16 protein-coding genes are annotated in these 19164 nt (G+C 57.4%); 9 read left to right on the top strand and 7 right to left on the bottom strand.

The annotated features are described in order from the left end of the window. Positions 1–37 precede the first annotated feature (37 nt). From Y71_RS13320 to Y71_RS13335, 4 genes are all read left to right on the top strand, one after another. A complete protein-coding gene (locus Y71_RS13320; RefSeq protein WP_007375102.1) occupies positions 38–739 on the top strand; it encodes an ABC transporter ATP-binding protein in 702 nt (233 codons plus the stop codon). After that, on the top strand, positions 736–1704 hold the full coding sequence (locus Y71_RS13325) for an ABC transporter substrate-binding protein (protein ID WP_035885684.1): 969 nt from the start codon (positions 736–738) through the stop codon (positions 1702–1704). The genes Y71_RS13320 and Y71_RS13325 overlap by 4 nt, the downstream gene beginning before the upstream one ends. 47 nt (positions 1705–1751) lie before the next feature. Further along, positions 1752–3407, top strand: a complete 1656-nt coding sequence (locus tag Y71_RS13330; RefSeq protein WP_007375100.1) for an ABC transporter permease — start codon at positions 1752–1754, stop codon at positions 3405–3407. A gap of 72 nt (positions 3408–3479) precedes the next feature. Next, the gene (locus tag Y71_RS13335; RefSeq protein WP_007375099.1) at positions 3480–4322 is read left to right on the top strand and encodes an arylamine N-acetyltransferase; all 843 of its coding nucleotides are present in this window, start codon (positions 3480–3482) and stop codon (positions 4320–4322) included. Here the strand turns inward: Y71_RS13335 and Y71_RS13340 are convergent. Further along, on the bottom strand, positions 4319–4894 hold the full coding sequence (locus Y71_RS13340; protein WP_007375098.1) for a TetR family transcriptional regulator: 576 nt from the start codon (positions 4892–4894) through the stop codon (positions 4319–4321). The two genes, Y71_RS13335 and Y71_RS13340, sit on opposite strands and share 4 nt — an antisense overlap. A 119-nt stretch (positions 4895–5013) precedes the next feature. Here Y71_RS13340 and Y71_RS13345 point away from each other — a divergent pair, with 119 nt between their 5' ends. Then, on the top strand, positions 5014–6501 hold the full coding sequence (locus Y71_RS13345) for a SmvA family efflux MFS transporter (RefSeq protein ID WP_007375097.1): 1488 nt from the start codon (positions 5014–5016) through the stop codon (positions 6499–6501). A gap of 11 nt (positions 6502–6512) precedes the next feature. Here Y71_RS13345 and yddG read toward each other — a convergent pair whose 3' ends face one another. Further along, positions 6513–7406: an aromatic amino acid DMT transporter YddG gene (yddG, locus tag Y71_RS13350; protein WP_007375096.1), complete on the bottom strand. Its 894-nt coding sequence runs from the start codon at positions 7404–7406 to the stop codon at positions 6513–6515. Positions 7407–7627: 221 nt separating this feature from the next. Between yddG and fdnG the strand changes: the two genes are divergently transcribed. The 4 genes from fdnG to araJ all read left to right on the top strand — a co-directional run bounded on the left by fdnG (position 7628) and on the right by araJ (position 13631). Then, positions 7628–10675, top strand: coding sequence for a formate dehydrogenase-N subunit alpha (fdnG, locus tag Y71_RS13360; protein ID WP_145954139.1), 3048 nt, complete (start codon positions 7628–7630; stop codon positions 10673–10675). Between the two features lie 12 nt (positions 10676–10687). Next, a complete protein-coding gene (fdxH, locus tag Y71_RS13365) occupies positions 10688–11572 on the top strand; it encodes a formate dehydrogenase subunit beta (protein ID WP_007375093.1) in 885 nt (294 codons plus the stop codon). Continuing rightward, positions 11565–12221, top strand: coding sequence for a formate dehydrogenase-N subunit gamma (fdnI, locus tag Y71_RS13370; RefSeq protein ID WP_007375092.1), 657 nt, complete (start codon positions 11565–11567; stop codon positions 12219–12221). Before fdxH ends, fdnI begins: the two co-directional genes overlap by 8 nt. A gap of 237 nt (positions 12222–12458) precedes the next feature. Further along, complete coding sequence (araJ, locus tag Y71_RS13375; RefSeq protein ID WP_007375091.1) at positions 12459–13631, top strand: MFS transporter AraJ; 1173 nt, start codon at positions 12459–12461, stop codon at positions 13629–13631. A 40-nt stretch (positions 13632–13671) separates the two neighbouring features. Here araJ and Y71_RS13380 read toward each other — a convergent pair whose 3' ends face one another. The 5 genes from Y71_RS13380 to Y71_RS13400 are packed head-to-tail and all read right to left on the bottom strand — an operon-like array spanning position 13672 to position 19155. After that, positions 13672–14763 carry an alkylhydroperoxidase domain protein gene (locus tag Y71_RS13380; protein WP_007375090.1) on the bottom strand — a complete coding sequence of 364 codons (1092 nt, stop codon included), beginning with the start codon at positions 14761–14763 and terminating at the stop codon, positions 13672–13674. A gap of 9 nt (positions 14764–14772) precedes the next feature. After that, positions 14773–15762, bottom strand: coding sequence for a putative FMN-dependent luciferase-like monooxygenase (locus tag Y71_RS13385; RefSeq protein WP_007375089.1), 990 nt, complete (start codon positions 15760–15762; stop codon positions 14773–14775). Beyond that, positions 15759–17366, bottom strand: coding sequence for a dipeptide ABC transporter ATP-binding protein (locus Y71_RS13390; RefSeq protein WP_035943469.1), 1608 nt, complete (start codon positions 17364–17366; stop codon positions 15759–15761). Before Y71_RS13390 ends, Y71_RS13385 begins: the two co-directional genes overlap by 4 nt. After that, positions 17363–18214: an ABC transporter permease gene (locus Y71_RS13395; protein WP_007375087.1), complete on the bottom strand. Its 852-nt coding sequence runs from the start codon at positions 18212–18214 to the stop codon at positions 17363–17365. Before Y71_RS13395 ends, Y71_RS13390 begins: the two co-directional genes overlap by 4 nt. Continuing rightward, positions 18211–19155, bottom strand: coding sequence for an ABC transporter permease (locus Y71_RS13400; RefSeq protein WP_007375086.1), 945 nt, complete (start codon positions 19153–19155; stop codon positions 18211–18213). Before Y71_RS13400 ends, Y71_RS13395 begins: the two co-directional genes overlap by 4 nt. Between the last annotated feature and the right edge of the window lie 9 nt (positions 19156–19164).

Raw genomic sequence — 19164 nt, forward strand, 5'->3', positions numbered from 1 at the left:
ACGGGTGGATCACGGCTTCCCGCTGCGGAGGCCGCTGATGTTCGCATTCACTGACATCCGGCTGCAAGGTGTTTCCTACGCCTTCGGCACACATACCGTGCTTAATCACATCGATTTGCATATCCAGCCTGGCAGCATCGTTGCGCTGCTTGGGCCTTCCGGCTGCGGCAAAAGCACGCTGTTGCGATTGCTGGCAGGTTTAAGCGAACCGGCAGAAGGTGAAATCTGGTTTGGCGATCGCCTGGTCGCGAAAGCGGGCTGGTCGCTACCGCCGGAAGCGCGCGATATCGGCATGGTTTTCCAGGATTACGCCCTGTGGCCGCATATGAGCGTGGCGCAAAACGTTGCCTTTCCGCTGAAGATGCGCAACGTACCGCGCGGTGAACGCGAACAGCGCGTAATGCAGGCGCTCAGTATGGTCGGGCTGGCGGAGTTGGCCCAGCGCAAACCGGCCGGGCTTTCTGGCGGCCAGCAGCAGCGTGTCGCGCTGGCGCGGGCGATAGTCGCCGAACCTGGCGTGCTGCTGTTCGATGAACCGCTCTCCAATCTCGATAGCGTACTGCGAGAATCTTTGTGCCATGAGATGGCGCGCCTGCTGCGCCAGCTCGGTACAACGGCCGTTTATGTCACGCACGATCGCCGGGAAGCCGAATGGCTCGCCGATCGCATCGTGCATTTAGCATCCGGAAAGGTGGAATCCGTCAGAAACATCACTTCATCCTCAGGGGAAATCGCATGAAAGCCTTACTGTCCGTGAAAAAAGGAGTCGCTTTAGCCATGGTGTTGTCGTCCATGATGATGTCCAGCGCGCATGCGCTGACCGTTTATACCGCAGGTCCCGGTTCGCTGGCGAAAAGCCTGGCCACCGGGTTCGAGCAAAAAACCGGTGTGAAGGTCAATATTTTCCAGGCTACCACCGGCAAAGTGATGGCGCGCCTCGAAGCTGAACAGGCCAACCCGCAGGCCGATATTCTGATTTCAGCCTCCTGGGATACGGCGGAAGATCTGCATCATCGCGGTTGGTTGCTGCCGTTTGCCAGCGCCAATGCAGATAAGGTTCCTGCCGCGCTGAAAAGTGCGGATTATGTCGCGCAGGGCGTCTCTGCACTGGGCATTGTCTGGAACACCAAAAGCGGCACGCCGGAACCGAAAGAGTGGCAGGATCTGACGTCGGCAGCCTTCAAAGATAAAGTCACTACGCCAGATCCGGCGCTGTCCGGGGCCTCGCTGGATTTGCTGATCGGTCTGCAAAACGGCATGGGTGAGAAAGCCTGGCAACTGTTTGATGCACTGAAAAGCAACGGCATGGTGGTCAGCGGCCCGAACGCGCAGGCGGTAACGCCGGTAATGCAGGGGGCGAAAGTCGCCGTCTTTGGCGCTGTTGATTACGTCACTTACGGCAATATCGCGCAGGGTGAGTCGCTGAAAGTGATCTTCCCGGCCAGCGGCACGGTGATTGCGCCGCGCCCGATGATGATCCTCAAAACCACCCAGCATGCCGATGACGCAAAAGCGTTTGTTGATTACGTCCTGTCGCCGGAAGGGCAGAACATGGTTGCCGATGCCTGGTTGATGCCAGCGCGTACGGATGTGGAAGCAAAACGCCCGCTGTTTACCGAACTCAAGATTCTGCCGACACAAAGCAGCGGTACCAGCGAGCGCGGCGACGTTCTGAAGCGTTTTAACGCCCTATTTGCGAAGTAATCCACGCCATTTATAGCGGGGGCAACCCCGCTTTCAGGATACCTGCTGTGAACCAGAAACTGATTGCGCGGGTGACGATAGGGCTGCTGGTGATACTGGTTGCGCTACCGTTACTGTTTATTCTCTTACAGGCGGTGTTTCCGCAGTTTAGCGCCGGGAATTTTAGCGGCGCGTTTTCCGGCATTCCGCTCCTGCTGGCGGAACCGCAACTGCCGTTAATGCTTGGTGGCACGCTGCAAATCGCCACTGGCGTGGCACTGCTGAGTGTGGTCATCGGCTTGCCGCTCGGCGTGGTGCGCGGGCTGTTTGACCTGCCGTGGCCAAAAGCCTGGGATCTGCTGTTTCTGATCCCGTTTTTAACGCCGCCTTATATTGCCGCCTTATCGTGGATGCTGGTCCTGCAAACGCAGGGCTATCTGATGCAGCTTACCGGGATCGATCTCAATAATTTGTTGTTCAGTAAAACCGGTATAGTGCTGGTCATGACGCTGAACATTTTCCCGGTAGTCTATTTTGCCGTATCGCGCAGTTTGCTGGCCAGCGGGCAGCGGCTGGCGCAAGTCGCCCGCGTTCATGGCGCCACACCGTGGAAGGCGTTTTGCCATATCACACTGCCGTTACTTTCTCCGGCACTGGCGGCAGGGATGTTGCTGGCGTTTACCCTCGCGGTGGAAGAGTTCGGCGTTCCGGCGGCGCTTGGTTCCCGGGCGGGCGTAGTGATGTTGACCGTCGGCATTGAAGAGAAGCTGGCAGACTGGCCGATCGACTTGCCGGGCGCATCGATCCTGTCGGTGATGTTGATCGCTATTGCGCTCTGCGGCTGGTGGCTGCAACGTCTGTTGACGGGCGATCAAGACGTGACCAGCGTCTCCGGCAAACCCACCGAACATGTGGGTGCGAAACTGGGCTTTTTCACGCTGCCGGTACTGTTGGTTATGAGTTGTGTGGGGTTTCTGGCCGTAGTGCTGCCGGGCCTGTCGATGGCGTTAAGCGGCTTTAGCGCAACGCTTTCCGGCGGACTGACGCTGGATAATCTGACAGTTAAACACTTTGCGGCGCTCTTCGCCCAACGCGGTGATGCGCTGCCTGCACTCGGTACCAGCTTATCGCTGGCGCTGGGCGCGGCGCTGCTCACCGGGTTACTCGGGCTGTGTGCCGCCTGGCTGGTGGTGATGCAGAAGATAAAAGGGCGCGCGGTGATCGATGCGCTGTCGCTGATGCCTGCGGCGCTGCCCGGCGTGGTGGTGGGTGTCGGGTTGATCTTATTGTGGAACCGCAGTTTCTGGCCGGTTTCACCGTACAACACCTGGGGGATTTTACTTATCTCTTATTGTTGCCTGCTGTTACCGTGGCCGGTGCGCTATATCGGCAGCGCCATGCGTCAGTTAGGCGGTAACCTCGAGCCGGCGGCGCGAGTACACGGTGCCAGCGCATTCAAGGCGCTGCGTCTGATTGTGCTGCCGCTGATCTTCCCGGCGATGCTGGCAGCAATGCTGATGGTCTTCGCGATTGCTTCACGCGAACTGGTGACATCGCTACTGCTGTCGCCAGCAGGAACGCAAACCGTCGCGGTGTTTATCTGGCGGCAATTTGAGCAGGGTTCGGTAGGGCAAGGCATGGCAATGGCCACGCTGACGCTGATCGTCGGGCTGGCGTTAATGCTGACAGCACTGTGGCTCCTGCAGCGCAACACAAAGCATTAAGAGGGCACGAAATCGCCTGTCGGCGCAAAAAAATGCGGTATAACAAAGGGACACCACGCACAAGGAGCCTGTATGACCCCTTTTTTGACCGCTTATCTGGCCCGGATTGGCTGGAATTTTACGCCCGATGTCTCACTTGAAACGCTGCGGGCGCTGCATTTGCAGCATAACGGCGCCATTCCCTTTGAAAACCTTGATGTTGTTTTGCCACGTGAAATCGAACTCAGCGATGAAGCCCTCTTTCAAAAACTGGTCGTCGCCCGGCGCGGCGGCTACTGCTTTGAGCAGAACGGGCTGTTTGAACGTGCACTGAAAGAGGTCGGTTTTACGGTACGCAGCCTGTTAGGGCGGGTGATCATTTCCAATCCGCCACAGATGCCGCCGCGCACCCATCGCGTTCTGCTGGTTACCCTGGAGGGTGAGCAGTGGATTGCTGATGTCGGTTTTGGCGGGCAAACCCTGACCGCGCCGATTCGTCTGCTGGCGGAGGTGGAACAGGCAACGCCACACGGTCTTTATCGGCTGCAACGCGCAGGTGAAGACTGGGTGTTGCAGTTCCGCCATCATCAACGCTGGCAATCGATGTATCAGTTTGAAATCGGGCCGCAGTACCAGGCCGATTTCGTGATGGGTAATTTCCACTCCGCCCACTGGCCCGCATCGCATTTTCGCCACCATCTGCTGATGTGCCGCCATCTGCCGGACGGCGAAAAGCTGACGCTGACCAATTTCCACTTCACGCACTGGAAAAAAGGGCAGGTTGAGGAAGATAAGGTGCTGGCGGATGTTCCGGCGTTGTACGAAACCTTGCAAACACGTTTCGGGCTGGGCGTCAGCGATCCGCAGTACGGTTTCAGCGTCCAGCAACTCGAAGCGGTCATGAGCCGCTTCGACTTAAACGGTGAACACGCTTAACACAGCTCTTTTGCTATCATTACCGCCAGATGGCGATTGAAGGCCGCTTCATCGACATCTGGCATGCCCAGCATGCAAATCCCGTCCATACCGCAGACCAGCGCAATCAAACGCCAGGCGATATTTTCGGCGCTGTCGCTGTCGGAAAACGCGCCCGCCGCGCGGCCAAGGTTTATCAACTGAACCACTTTGACATGCCACATTTCGAGGGTGGTCAGATAAGCCCCTTTGAACTCCGGATCTTTATTCGCCAGCAGCAGCGCTTCGCGCCACAAATGCACATAGGGTTCAAGACCACCTTCATCGCTGCCCAGCATGGCATGCAGTTGATCGCGCCACGGCGCGCTGGCGGGTAACAGCTCCACATTCAGCAGTTCGTCAATCAGACGAATAAAAGCCTGCGCCTTTAACGCATTTGCCGACGCGAAATGGTGGTGGACTTGCCCGGTCGCCACCCCGGCTTCGGTGGCGATTCGCCGCACTGTCATGGCGGAAAATCCCTCCGCTAACGCGACGCGCATGGCGGCTTTGAGGATCACCTCCCGGCGATCGTCGCGGTTTAAATAGCGCATATAACCTCGGTTCAATGGATGCGAAACGGAGTGTAACAAAAAGCTGGACATGCGTTCAACATTGCGTAGGATCGCCCTTTCTGGACGCGCGTCCAGAATTAAACAATTACGGAGAAGTTATGTTTCGTCAGTGGTTAACGTTGGTCATTATTGTGCTGGTTTATATTCCGGTAGCGATTGATGCAACGGTGCTGCATGTTGCCGCGCCAACGCTCAGCGCGGAGCTGAACGCCAGCGGAAATGAGCTACTGTGGATTATTGATATCTACTCACTGGTGATGGCGGGCATGGTGCTGCCGATGGGCGCACTGGGCGACAAAATCGGCTTTAAACGCTTGCTGCTTATCGGCAGCGCACTGTTTGGCAGCGCATCGCTGCTGGCCGCGTTGGTCACCAGCGCCTGCGAACTGATCGCCGCACGCGCACTGCTGGCCGTCGGCGCGGCGATGATTGTTCCGGCAACACTGGCCGGTATTCGCACCACCTTTTCGCAAGCGCGGCATCGTAATACCGCGCTGGGCGTCTGGGCGGCGATCGGTTCTGGCGGCGCGGCGTTCGGGCCATTGATTGGTGGCATTTTGCTGGAACATTTCTACTGGGGATCGGTTTTTCTGCTCAACGTACCGATTGTGATCGGCGTGATGATCCTGACCGCCCGCTATGTGCCGCGCCAGGCCGGTCGCGCTGAACAGCCGCTGCATCTGAACCAGGCGCTGGTGCTGATTGTCGCCATCCTGCTGCTGGTATGGAGCGCAAAAACAGCGATGAAAGGGACGTTACCACTGTGGATGATTGTCGGCACGCTGATAAGCGGCACGGCGCTGCTGACCGGTTTTGTGCGTATCCAGCTTGCCGCCGCCACGCCGATGATCGATATGCGCCTCTTTACCCATCGCGTGATTTTGACCGGGGCGTTGATGGCGATTACCGCCATGGTGACGCTGGTCGGTTTTGAATTGCTGATGGCGCAGGAACTGCAATTTGTCCATGGTTTTACGCCCTTCGCCGCCGGAATGTTTATGCTGCCGCTGATGTTGGCCAGCGGTTTTAGCGGGCCGATAGCCGGAATACTGGTGTCAAAACTCGGCCTGCGTCGCGTGGCGACGGGCGGTATGGCGCTCAGCGCGCTAAGTTTTCTCGGCTTATCGATGACCGATTTCGCTACCCAACCGTGGCAAGCCGGAAGCCTGATGGCGCTGCTGGGATTCAGCGCCGCCAGCGCGTTGCTGGCCTCTACCGCTGCGATTATGGCGGCAGCGCCGCCGGAGAAAGCGGCTGCTGCCGGAGCAATTGAGTCGATGGCCTATGAGCTTGGCGCAGGTCTGGGGATCGCCGTATTCGGCCTGATCCTGAGCCGCAGTTTCGCCGCGTCGATCCAGTTACCGCAAGGGCTGAGCAGCACACAGGCCGCCCAGGCTTCCTCATCCATTGGCGAGGCGTTTCGCCTGGCGCAGGATGCACAACCGCTGATGGCGCAGCAAATCATTAGCGCCGCCAAAACGGCCTTTACCGGCTCGCACAGCGTTGCGCTGAGCACCGCAGGCGCATTACTCATGCTGCTGGCGGTCGGCATCTGGTTTAGCCTTGCGCAGGTGAAGCATAAATAGTGGCAGCCCGCTTACGCCGTGCGGGATACCTGGCGGGTCGACCACCAGCAGAGCAGCGACCCGCCGCACACCATCACAGCGCCCTGCCAGAAGGAGAAAGAGAGCGGGGCGTTCAGCATCATGGCGGCCAGCGCCGAAGAGAGCACCGGAGTAAAGTAAGAAGCGGCGGCCAGCACCGTGACATTGCCGTGCAGAATACCGATATTCCACGACGCATAACCAAAGCCCAGCGCCACCGCCGTCATGACTAATTTCACCGTTACCGACAGGCTGAAAACCATCTCCGGTTGCGGTGAGAAGGCATATTTCACCCATAGCGTTGCCGCCGTCAGCAGAACAAACAGCGTAATGCCATTGGCGCCCTGCGCATATTTGGCCGTTACCGTACAATAAATTGCCCAGATAAATGCCCCGGCAAATGCCAGCGCATAGCTGAGCGGGCTGGAAATAATATTTTCCCGGATGTCAGCAATATTCAGACCGTTCTCGCCGCCAAGCACCCAACTAACGCCAAGTAAAGCAAGTAATAGCCCTGGAATAACCCAGAAAGTCGATTTTTGTCCGTTAAATAATATGGCGCAAAGAATGGTCAGGCTCGGCCATAAATAATTGACCATTCCCACTTCGATTGCCTGTTGGCGGGTTGCGGCAAATCCCAACGACAGGGCAAGACAGAGTTCATAGCTAACAAATAACAGGCTGCCGACCAGCAGATATTTGCGAGGGAAGCGCCGTAAATCGGGAAACCCGACGGTAAAGATCAGCAGGATACCGCTCAGGGTATAGATCAGCGCCGCGCCGCCAACTGGCCCAAGACCTTCACTGACAGCGCGGATAAAACCGACCATGGTGCTCCATAATAATACCGCCAGTAAACCAATTAACGTTGCACGTTTTCTGTTCATTGCTGCACTTTATCGGCGAAAACAAAGCCTCAACTTATAACACGAATTAATGACCTGGGGTGAATTCATCACTGCGCCATCTACTCCTTATGGCTTAATAAAATCCGATAAGTGCGACTATTAGGGGTCAGCCATCCGGCGTTATTGATTTACCGCAATTATTTCGCCTGCCGGAATGTTTAGTTTCCCGCCGCAGTCGAAGACAAATAATGAGGAAAGCAATGGACGTCAGCCGCAGACAATTTTTCAAAATCTGCGCGGGCGGTATGGCCGGAACCACAGTTGCCGCATTAGGGTTCGCCCCGAAAATGGCGCTGGCTCAGGCGCGAAATTATAAATTACTGCGCGCAAAAGAGATCCGAAACTCCTGCACATACTGCTCCGTGGGTTGCGGGCTATTAATGTATAGCCTGGGTGATGGCGCGAAGAACGCCAAAGAAGCGATTTATCACATTGAAGGCGACCCGGATCATCCGGTCAGTCGCGGCGCGTTATGCCCGAAAGGGGCTGGCCTGCTTGATTACGTACACAGTGAAAACCGGCTGCGCTACCCGGAATACCGCGCGCCAGGCTCCGATAAGTGGCAGCGCATCTCCTGGGAGGAGGCTTTTAGTCGCATCGCCCGGTTAATGAAAGACGATCGCGATGCGCATTTCGTGGAAAACAACGCCGCAGGCGTGAAAGTCAATCGCTGGCTTTCCACCGGTATGCTTTGCGCTTCAGCGGCCAGTAACGAAACCGGCATGCTGACGCAGAAATTTGTGCGCTCCCTCGGCATGCTGGCGGTAGATAACCAGGCGCGCGTCTGACACGGACCAACGGTAGCAAGTCTTGCTCCAACATTTGGTCGCGGTGCGATGACCAACCACTGGGTTGATATCAAAAACGCGAATGTGGTGATGGTGATGGGCGGTAACGCCGCTGAAGCCCACCCGGTCGGTTTCCGCTGGGCGATGGAAGCCAAAAATAACAATGATGCCACGCTGATTGTTGTCGATCCGCGCTTTACGCGCACGGCATCAGTGGCGGACATCTATGCGCCCATACGCTCCGGAACGGATATTACTTTCCTCTCCGGCGTGCTGCGCTATCTGATTGAAAACAACAAGATCAACGCCGAATACGTCAAACATTACACCAACGCCGCATTACTGGTGCGCGATGATTTTGCCTTTGAAGATGGTCTGTTCAGCGGCTACGACGCAGAAAAGCGCCAGTACGATAAAACCTCGTGGAACTATCAGTTCGATGAAAACGGCTATGCCAGACGTGACGACACGCTCAGCCATCCGCGCTGCGTGTGGAACCTGCTGAAACAGCATGTCGATCGCTATACCCCGGAAACCGTCGAAAACATTTGCGGTACGCCGCAAGCAGACTTCCTGAAAGTGTGTGAAGTGCTGGCCTCAACCAGCGCGGCGGACAGAACGACCACGTTCCTGTACGCGCTCGGGTGGACACAACACACCGTCGGTGCGCAGAACATTCGTACCATGGCGATGATCCAGTTGCTGCTCGGCAATATGGGGATGGCGGGCGGTGGAGTGAATGCGCTGCGCGGCCACTCGAACATTCAGGGGCTGACGGATTTAGGACTGCTTTCGACCAGCCTGCCGGGCTACCTGACGCTGCCTTCGGAAAAACAGGTCGATTTGCAACAGTATCTGGCGGCCAATACGCCGAAAGCGCTGTTGCCGGATCAGGTTAACTACTGGAGTAATTATCCGAAATTCTTCGTCAGCCTGATGAAATCGTTCTACGGCGACGCGGCACAGAAGGAGAACGACTGGGGCTTTGACTGGCTGCCAAAGTGGGATCAGTCTTACGACGTTATCAAGTATTTCAATATGATGGCGAAAGGCGATGTGACGGGTTATATCTGCCAGGGCTTTAACCCGGTGGCCTCCTTCCCGGACAAAAACAAAGTCGTCAGTACGCTGAGCAAATTGAAGTACATGGTGGTCATCGATCCGCTGGTGACCGAAACCGCGAACTTCTGGCAGAACCACGGCGAAATGAATGATGTCGATCCTGCAACCATTGCGACGGAGGTGTTCCGTTTGCCGTCGACCTGCTTCGCCGAAGAAGATGGCTCCATTGCCAACTCCGGTCGCTGGTTACAGTGGCACTGGAAAGGCCAGGATGCGCCGGGTGAAGCGCTGAATGACGGTGAAATTCTCGCCGGGATTTACCACCGCCTGCGTGAAATGTACCGCACCGAAGGCGGTAAAGGCGCAGAGCCGTTACTGAAGATGAGCTGGAACTACAGCCAGCCGCACAATCCACATTCGGAAGAGGTGGCGAAAGAGAACAACGGTTACGCGCTGGCGGATCTCTATGATGCCAACGGGCAACTGCTGGCGAAGAAAGGGCAACTACTGAGCAGCTTTGCGTTGCTGCGTGACGATGGCTCAACGGCGTCATCCTGCTGGATCTACAGCGGTAGCTGGACAGAGCAGGGTAACCAGATGGCCAATCGCGATAATGCCGATCCTTCCGGCCTGGGGAATACGCTGGGGTGGGCATGGGCCTGGCCGCTCAACCGTCGCGTGCTCTACAACCGCGCGTCGGCTGACGTTCAGGGCAAACCGTGGGATGCGAAAAGGATGCTGATTCAGTGGAACGGTACGAAGTGGGTCGGTAACGACATTCCGGACTTCAACACCGCGCCGCCGGGCAGCAATACCGGGCCGTTTATTATGCAGCAGGAAGGGCTGGGGCGTCTGTTTGCCCTCGACAAGCTGGCAGAAGGGCCATTCCCGGAGCATTACGAACCGATGGAAACCCCGCTCGGAACCAACCCGTTGCATCCGAATGTTGTCTCCAGCCCGGTTGTGCGCATCTATCAGGACGATGTGAAACGGCTGGGGAAAAAGGAGCAATTCCCGTATGTCGGCACCACTTATCGTCTGACGGAACATTTCCACACCTGGACTAAGCACGCGCGCCTGAATGCGATTGCCCAGCCGCAGCAGTTTGTTGAAATCAGCGAAACGCTGGCGGCAGCGAAAGGGATCAGCAACGGCGATCGCGTTCGGGTCAGCAGCAAGCGCGGCTTTATTCGCGCGGTGGCGGTTGTCACGCGTCGGCTGCGCACATTGCAGGTTCATGGACAGCCGGTGGAGACCATTGGTATTCCGCTGCACTGGGGTTTTGAAGGTGTGGCGCAAAAGGGCTACATCGCCAATACCCTGACACCGAACGTGGGCGATGCGAACTCGCAAACACCGGAATATAAGGCGTTTTTAGTGAATATCGAGAAAGCGTAAGGGAGCGAGATTATGGCGATGGAAACTCAGGACATTCTTAAGCGCTCCGCGACCAACCCGATCACGCCGCCCCCACGGGCGCGTGATTATAAGGCTGAAGTTGCCAAGCTTATCGATGTTTCCACCTGCGTGGGCTGCAAAGCCTGCCAGGTGGCGTGTTCAGAATGGAACGACATCCGCGATGAAGTGGGGCACTGCGTCGGGGTTTACGACAACCCGGCCGATTTGAGCGCTAAATCCTGGACAGTGATGCGCTTTAGCGAAACCGAGCAGAATGGGAAACTGGAGTGGCTGATCCGCAAAGATGGCTGCATGCATTGTGCCGAGCCGGGCTGCCTGAAGGCGTGTCCTTCTGCGGGCGCGATCATTCAGTACGCCAACGGTATTGTCGATTTTCAGCAGGATAACTGTATCGGCTGCGGCTACTGTATCGCCGGGTGTCCGTTTAACGTCCCGCGCCTCAATAAAGAGGATAACCGGGTCTACAAATGTACGCTCTGTGTCGATCGGGTCAGCGTCGGCCAGGAGCCTGCCTGCGTGAAAACCTGCCCGACCGGCGCTATCCATTTTGGTACCAAAGCGGAAATGCTGGCGCTGGGCGAACAGCGGGTAGAGAAGCTGAAAGCGCGCGGTTACGCCAGCGCGGGGATCTATAACCCGCAGGGCGTCGGCGGCACACACGTGATGTATGTGCTGCACCACGCTGACCAGCCGCAGCTTTACCACAATTTGCCGGAAAATCCGCGTATCGATACCTCGGTCAATCTGTGGAAAGGGGTGCTGAAACCGCTGTCGGCGGCGGGATTCCTCGCCACGTTCGCCGGTTTGATTTACCACTACATCGGAATTGGGCCGAACAAAGAAGTGGATGACGACGAAGAGGATCATCATGAGTAAGTCAAAAATGATTGTGCGCACCAAATTTATCGATCGCGCCTGTCACTGGACAGTGGTGATCTGCTTTTTTCTGGTCGCGCTCTCCGGCATCTCGTTTTTCTTCCCGACATTACAGTGGCTGACGGAAACCTTCGGTACGCCGCAGATGGGGCGCATTCTGCATCCCTTCTTTGGTGTGGCGATCTTCTTCGCGCTGATGTTTATGTTTGTGCACTTTGTGCATCACAACATCCCGGACAAGAGAGATCTGCCGTGGCTGAAAAACATCGTCGAAGTGTTGAAGGGGAATGAGCACAAGGTCGCTAAGGTCGGAAAATACAATGCCGGACAAAAGATGATGTTCTGGACCATCATGAGCATGATAACCGTGCTTCTGGTGACCGGCGTCATCATCTGGCGTCCTTACTTTGCACAGTATTTCCCGATTCAGGTGATCCGCTACAGCCTGCTGCTGCACGCGACATCCGCCATTATTTTGATCCATGCCATCCTCATCCATATGTATATGGCTTTCTGGGTGAAAGGCTCCATTAAAGGCATGATCGAAGGGAAGGTAAGCCGCCGCTGGGCGCAGAAGCACCATCCGCGCTGGTATAACGACGTGGAGCGTCTGGAAGCGAAAAAAGAGAGCACCGAAGGGATCAAGTGACTTTAAACCCGCTCCGGACGCCCGTTCGGAGCGGTTTTTTTATCTATATCGCCAGGCGCATCAATGGCACCCACAACACAGCTTCTTTCCCTGCGCAGATGACCGACATAATCCTGCGGGCTGCATGTTGTTATCTGATTTTATGGATTAATGTGTCAGGCGCGGCTTTTCGTCTGGTCTGCTGTGGTTGAATGGTCAATAATGCCCGCAACACTCTTTTAACAAGTGGTTTGTAGTATGAAAAAAACGATTTTTTCGTTGGCACTTGCGACCTTTGGTCTGGGAATGGCGGAATTTGGCATTATGGGCGTGTTGACGGAACTGGCCTCCAATGTCGGCATCTCGATTCCGTCGGCAGGACATATGATTTCGGCTTACGCCTCTGGCGTGGTGATCGGCGCACCGATCATGGCGCTTGTTTCCAACCGGTTTTCGTTGAAAAACATATTGTTGTTTCTGGTGGTGCTGTGCGTCATCGGTAATGCCATGTTCACGTTCTCCAGCGCTTATCCGATGCTGATTATCGCCCGCTTAATTTCCGGTTTTCCGCATGGGGCAATCTTTGGCGTTGGCGCAATTATCCTGTCGAAAATTGCTCCACCCGGCAAGGTGACGATGGCCGTGGCAGGTATGATCGCCGGCATGACTGTCGCGAACCTGATCGGTATTCCGCTGGGTACATGGATCGGTCACAGCTTTAGCTGGCGCTACACCTTCTTACTGATTTCGCTGTTCGACATCGCCGTGATTGTCTCGGTGATCTTCTGGGTTCCGGCGCTGTTTGATAACACCGAAAGCCGCCTGCGCGAGCAGTTTCATTTCCTGAAAAAACCCGAACCGTGGCTGATTTTCGCCGCCACGATGTTTGGCAATGCCGGTGTGTTTGCCTGGTTCAGCTATGTGAAACCCTATATGGTCACTGTCTCTGGCTTCTCCGAAGCCTCGATGACCTTCATCATGACGCTGATGGGGCTGGGAATGGTGCTGGGGAATATGTTCAGCGGCAAGCTCTCCGTCAAATTCAGCCCCTTACGCATTGCGGCGGCAACTGAGTTTTTCATTATGCTGGCGATGCTGGCGCTGTTTGTCGCCGGAGAAAACAAAGTCGGGGCGCTGTCGCTTGGCTTTATCTGCTGCGCAGGCCTGTTTGCGCTCTCCGCGCCGCTGCAAATTATGCTGCTGCAAAATGCGAAGGGCGGTGAGATGTTGGGCGCAGCCGGGGGGCAAATGGCCTTCAACCTCGGTAACGCGGTGGGCGCCTGGTTCGGTGGCTTGATCATCACTTTCGGCCTGACTTATCGCTATCTTACGCTGCCAGCAGCAGTGCTGACCTTTGCCGCCATGAGCGCATTGCTGGTGTATGGTCGGCTGAAAACAAAGCTGAAAACTGAATCTGTCGCGCAGGCATAAAAAAACGGGTAAGCACGACGCTTACCCAGCGGCGACACCTTCAGGGCAACCAGGGTTCCCCCAGCGTAAGCATCAGACGGTTGGCCCAGGCAAAAAACGCGGCGGACTGTAGCAGATCAAGCTGCTGCAAAGTGTCCAGCTCCTGTTCTTTCAGCTTTGCCTGATGCTGCGTTGTCAGTGCCGGTGGCGTCACCGACAGGGCGGCGGCGGCATCAATTTCAGCCTGCCAGCGTGCTGATTGCCCGGCACTCAGAATATCTCCTGGTTGCACAGCAAGCAGCGTCTCTACGGCATTATCATCCTTCGACAACTGGCTGGTTTTGCGCGCATGGACTGAAGCGCAATAGATGCAGCCATTAATTTTACTGGTGACCGTCGCCGCCAGCTCACGCTCGGCGCGCGGCAAGCCGCCAGGGGTGTAGAAGATGCCCTTATCCGTCAACGTGCGTTGCTCAAGCACCGGAAGATTGCGGCCTAACAGACGAAAATAGTCAGAATCGGTATGGCCGAATTTCGCCAGAATCGCCTGTTCAGCCGCTGTAAACTCCGCCAGCGGTTTCGCAGCAATCCACGGTTCCCAGCCCAGTTCCTGCTGAGTAAACTGCACCGGCGCGGGTTTCCCGGTTTGCGTGGTCGGTGTGGTATGCCAGATACCTGCCACCACCGGTTTTCCGCTGGAGGAAACGGGCTTGCCATTGAGCAAACGTAACCCGGCCAGCAGGCGGCTCTGGAAGCTGACAAACGCCACCAGTTGCGCCAGCGTAACAATGCTCTCTTTGTTCCAGCCCGCCGCCGTCAGCGTTTTCAGCGCCTGCGGCGTCGCTTCCACCGGGGAAAAAGTCAGCAACCGTGCGAACTCCAGCGCCGGTGTCAGGCGGGCAGAAGTCGGGTCGGCAAGACCAAAACTGGCGTAATGGGCCGCCAGATCGTTGGCTTCGTGCCACTTCGCCACTTTCGCCGCCACAATAAAGCGTTCGTCCAGCGCAAAGGCGTGCTCCTGGTCACTGAACAGTGCTTCATAGCTGCCCTGGGCATGGCGAGTGGCCGCATCGCGTGTTTCACGCGCACGTTGCAGTTCTGAACCCGCGGCGATCTCCGCCAGCTCAGCAAGAATATCCAGACTTAGCGCCATAGAGGCTCCTTATAGAATGTGCGGAGCGATATGCTCAGCAATCAGTTCAATGGAACGTAACGTGTCGCGGTGCGACGGTTCGACGGAATGCACTTGAAAAGAGATATCGGTGGCGCGGGCCAGGATGGTGTCCTGCGCCAGCGATGCGAGCACCGTTTGCGCATCGCCGATATGCGCGTCAAACTGGCGGATATAATCCGTGACGTTGTCACCTAAAACCGTATGGCCTGCCGCGCGATGTTGCGCGGCCTGGCGGGTCAACCCCGGCGCTGCAATCTTCAGCGCATAGTCGCGGCTGTCGGCGACAAACGCCGTGCGCGAAGCCAGTATGCGCGGCGCAACGCCCGCCGGAAGCGCATCAAGGTAAGCATCCACCATCGGATTCTGGATGGCATTGAGCGTGAGCGAAGGGTTGTCGGCCGGGCGCGGCTGAGTTCGGGACAGCATCAGCCCGTGTCCGCCCCGGCCTGCACGGATTGCGCCGTCAACGGAAAAGGTGGCGATCCATATCCGTTCAGCCAACTGTGGCGCTGGAGGGTAAAGGTGGTTATCCGGGTGCGTCAGCGAATCACCGCGCCAGGCGCTCTGGATCAAGTGCAGCGCATCAGCAAATACCGTCGCCCGTTCATCAATTGTCAGGCCAAAGGGCAGGAAAGAGGTCGCCGTGCCACCCGAGCCAAACCCCACTTCCAGCCGTCCATCGGCCAGCAGATCGAGTACGGCGGCATCTTCTGCCACGCGCAACGGATTTTCCAGCGGCAGGGTGATGATGGCCGTACCAAGGCGGATAGTTTCCGTATGTGCCGCGACGTGTGCCAGAAAGACCAGCGGCGAAGGCAGACCACCTTCATGTTCGTGAAAATGGTGCTGCGCGATCCACGCGCTGTCAAAACCGTACCGTTCCGCATGGCGGATTTGCTCTGTGGCCAGCCGGTAGCGCTCTTTGGGTGCAGCATCGTCAAGCAGACGGGTAAAAAACCCCAGGCGTTTTCGCGTCATGCGAACTCCTCCGTAGCGGGTGAAAGATGGGGAATAGCGTGAATTAACTCGCGGGTATAGTCGTTTTGCGGCGCGGCAAACAGGCTCGCCACGGAACCTTGCTCGACCACGCAACCATTACGCAGCACCGTAACGCTGTGCGCGATGCGCCGCACCGTCGCCAGATCGTGGGTGATAAACAGGTACGTCAACCCCAGTTGCTGTTGCAGTTGCTGGAGCAGGGCGAGGATCTGCGCCTGCACGGTAACATCCAGTGCGGAGGTGGCTTCATCCAGCACCAGAATGCCCGGTTCGAGGATCAGCGCGCGGGCAATAGCCACACGCTGGCGCTGCCCGCCGGAAAGCTCACGCGCCGTACGGTCGAGCAACTCCAGCGGCAACGCAACGCGCCGCGCGACATTTTCCACTCGTGCTTTACGTTCGGCTTTTTCAACGCGTTCAAAGTTCTTCAGCGGCTCTTCGATGATCTCAAACAGTGTCTGGCGAGGATCGAGCGAAGAAAAGGGATTCTGATAGACAAACTGTATTTTGCGGCGCAACTGGCGGCGCGCCTCCTGGCTGAGTTGCGTGGCTTCGATATCATCAATCGTCACCCGGCCGCTGTCGGCCTGCTCAAAGCCAAGCAGAATGCGCGCCAGCGTGGTTTTACCCGAACCGGATTCGCCAACCAGCGCATGCGTGCTGCCGCGCTGCACGGCAAAACTGACGTCATCAAGCGCCTGCAATTGATGGCCTTTGCCCAACGAGAAACGCTTACTGATACCGCTGGCGCGGATCGCCGGAGACGCCAGCGGCCGCCCGGAAACCGGCGCAATCGTCAGCGCATTGCCCTGGAGATCGCTCAGTAGCTGGCGGGTATAAGCATGCTGCGGCGCGCGCAGAATATCCGCCGTCGCGCCATGCTCCTGAATCTCGCCGTGGCGAAACACCAGCAGCCGATCGGCGCGCTCAGCAGCCAGCGCCAGATCGTGGGTGACAAACAGCACCGCCGTGCCGGATTCACGGCGAAGTACATCGAGTAAATCGAGAATGCGCTTTTGCACCGTCACATCGAGCGCGCTGGTCGGCTCGTCGGCAATGATCACATCCGGCTGCAGCGCAATGGCTATCGCGATCAACACCCGCTGCTTCATCCCGCCGGAGAGCTGGTGCGGGTACTGTTTCATGCGCTGTTCCGGGTGGCTTAAGCCCACTTTCGTTAACAGCGCCAGCACCTGAGCATCGCGCTCGCGGCCACGCAATTTGCTGTGCAGTCGCAGGACTTCGCCCACTTGCGTACCGATGGTTTGCACCGGGTTGAGGGAATTGCCTGGATCCTGCGGCACCAGGCTGATGCGCGCGCCGCGCAGGGCATCAAGCCGTTTTTCCGACCACGTGCTTATTGTTTCGCCGTTGAGCACAATCGTGCCGCTGTCGCGTCGGGCATTGGCAGCCAGCAGCCCAATAATCGCCTGCGCAGTGGTGGTTTTGCCGGAACCGGATTCGCCGACAAAGGCCAGCATTTCCCCCCGTTGCAGGGTAAAACTCACGTCATGAACCACCTCGCGCCAGACGCCACCGCTGTGGTAGCTGAGGGTTAAATTTTCTACCGACAACACGCTCATACGCGACCTCCACTGAACTGACGGCTGAGCCGGTTAACCGCCAGTACCACGGCGATCACCACCAGGCCGGGAAAGGTGGTCAGCCACCAGGCAGTTGATAAGTAATTGCGGCCTTCAGCGATCAACAATCCCCATTCCGGCACTGGCGGCGGCGTGCCGTAACCGAGAAAGCTCAGGGTGGAGAGGGCAAGGATCGCCTGACCAAATTGCAGCGTGGCAAAGGCCAGCACGGCGGTGAGCGAGTTGGGCAAAATATGCCGCCATAGCACCGACCAGAAAGTACCGCCGCTGCCCCAGGCCGCTTCCACATACTCGGTGTGGCGAATACGCACCACTTCACCGCGCGCCAGGCGGGCAAAGCTGGCAATCGAAGCCACCCCCACGGCAATGGCTGCATTGACGGTGCCGAAGCCAAGTAAAATAATCACCGTCAGCGACAACAACAGCGACGGAATCGACAGCAACACATCCACCAGCCGCATCAGGAGGGATTCCACGCGCCCGGCGAGCGCTCCGGCAATCACGCCGATCAGCGTTCCGGCAAACAGTCCCATCGCCACGGCCGCCAGCGCGGCGGAAAGCGAATGTGAAGCACCGTAGACAATGCGCGCAAAAAGATCGCGCCCCAGTTGATCGGTACCCAACCAGTGACCGGCTTGTGGAGCCAGCCGCTGTGCTCCGGCAATACCTTCAACCGCGCTGTAATGCGTGAGCAGCGCAGGGAAAAAAGCGGCAACTCCCGCCAGAGCAACCACCGCCCAGGCCAGCCATAATCCCGGCTGCCAGGCGTGCGCGCGCCAGGCGGGAACGTGCTTGCGCGCGGCGGTAGCGTAATCGACCAGACTCATACTGCACCTCCGGTAACGGTTTTCAGCCGCGGGTCAAACCACGGCATCAGCAGATCCACCAGCAGATTAATCAGGACAAACCCCAGCGCGGAGATCATCACTACCGCCTGCAATACGGCAATATCCTGATTGTTCACCGCCTGCTGCGTCAGTTGTCCCAGCCCGCCACGACCAAAGACGGTTTCCGTGATCAGCGCACCGGCAATCAATTCCCCCAGCAACAGCCCGGCGATATTCAGCACCGGCAGCAGGGCATTGCCGATAACGTGCCGCCACAGCACGCCGGTTTCGCTCAACCCTTTGGCGCGCGCCACGCCCACAAACGGCTGAGCCGACACCTGGTCGATACTGCGTAACAAGATCTGCGCCAACGGAGCGGAAATAGGGATCGCCACGGTAATAATCGGCAGGATCAACCCTTGCAACGGCGAAGGGTTAATGACCGGGATCAGCCGCAGCTGGAAGGAAAAAAGCTGAATCAGCGCAATGCCCAGCCAGAAGGTGGGCAGCGAAATAAATAGTACCGGCAAAGATTGGATGACATTACTCAGCCAGCGTAATGCGGGCAACCGCGAGACAAACGCCAGTACAAAAGCCAGCGCCACGGCGAGCGCGAATGCCGGTGCGGCTAGTTGCAGTGTATCGGGGAGATTACTGGTAATCAGCTCGCTCACCGCAACACCGGCCTGTACCGAATAGCCAAAATCTCCGCGCAACATCGCAAACAGCGTATGAAAATATTGTTGCCACAGCGGGCTGTCCGCCCCATAGGCAATACGCATTTCCTCAATCTGTGCCGGGCTAAGCCCGAGGTCGGGATTCTGAAACTTAATCAATACCGCATCGCCCGGCAGCACCTGGAGCAGCACAAAAGAGAGGGTAAATGCCGCCCATAGCACCAGCAGGCCTTGTCCCGCACGCCGCAGAAGATAGTGGCTCATTGCAGCCTC

The organism is Kosakonia radicincitans DSM 16656, from assembly GCF_000280495.2.
Classification (GTDB): Bacteria; Pseudomonadota; Gammaproteobacteria; order Enterobacterales; family Enterobacteriaceae; genus Kosakonia; species Kosakonia radicincitans.

What these genes read in the sequence shown, in the direction of transcription:
- Y71_RS13340 (WP_007375098.1), bottom strand. Translation starts at nt 4,894, where the DNA reads ATGCGCTATTTAAACCGCGACGATCGCCGGGAGGTGATCCTCAAAGCC.
- Y71_RS13345 (WP_007375097.1), top strand. Translation starts at nt 5,014, where the DNA reads ATGTTTCGTCAGTGGTTAACGTTGGTCATTATTGTGCTGGTTTATATT.
- Y71_RS13390 (WP_035943469.1), bottom strand. Translation starts at nt 17,366, where the DNA reads ATGAGCGTGTTGTCGGTAGAAAATTTAACCCTCAGCTACCACAGCGGT.
- araJ (WP_007375091.1), top strand. Translation starts at nt 12,459, where the DNA reads ATGAAAAAAACGATTTTTTCGTTGGCACTTGCGACCTTTGGTCTGGGA.
- Y71_RS13400 (WP_007375086.1), bottom strand. Translation starts at nt 19,155, where the DNA reads ATGAGCCACTATCTTCTGCGGCGTGCGGGACAAGGCCTGCTGGTGCTA.
- Y71_RS13325 (WP_035885684.1), top strand. Translation starts at nt 736, where the DNA reads ATGAAAGCCTTACTGTCCGTGAAAAAAGGAGTCGCTTTAGCCATGGTG.
- Y71_RS13335 (WP_007375099.1), top strand. Translation starts at nt 3,480, where the DNA reads ATGACCCCTTTTTTGACCGCTTATCTGGCCCGGATTGGCTGGAATTTT.
- Y71_RS13320 (WP_007375102.1), top strand. Translation starts at nt 38, where the DNA reads ATGTTCGCATTCACTGACATCCGGCTGCAAGGTGTTTCCTACGCCTTC.
- Y71_RS13385 (WP_007375089.1), bottom strand. Translation starts at nt 15,762, where the DNA reads ATGACGCGAAAACGCCTGGGGTTTTTTACCCGTCTGCTTGACGATGCT.
- fdnI (WP_007375092.1), top strand. Translation starts at nt 11,565, where the DNA reads ATGAGTAAGTCAAAAATGATTGTGCGCACCAAATTTATCGATCGCGCC.
- fdxH (WP_007375093.1), top strand. Translation starts at nt 10,688, where the DNA reads ATGGCGATGGAAACTCAGGACATTCTTAAGCGCTCCGCGACCAACCCG.
- yddG (WP_007375096.1), bottom strand. Translation starts at nt 7,406, where the DNA reads ATGAACAGAAAACGTGCAACGTTAATTGGTTTACTGGCGGTATTATTA.
- Y71_RS13380 (WP_007375090.1), bottom strand. Translation starts at nt 14,763, where the DNA reads ATGGCGCTAAGTCTGGATATTCTTGCTGAGCTGGCGGAGATCGCCGCG.
- Y71_RS13395 (WP_007375087.1), bottom strand. Translation starts at nt 18,214, where the DNA reads ATGAGTCTGGTCGATTACGCTACCGCCGCGCGCAAGCACGTTCCCGCC.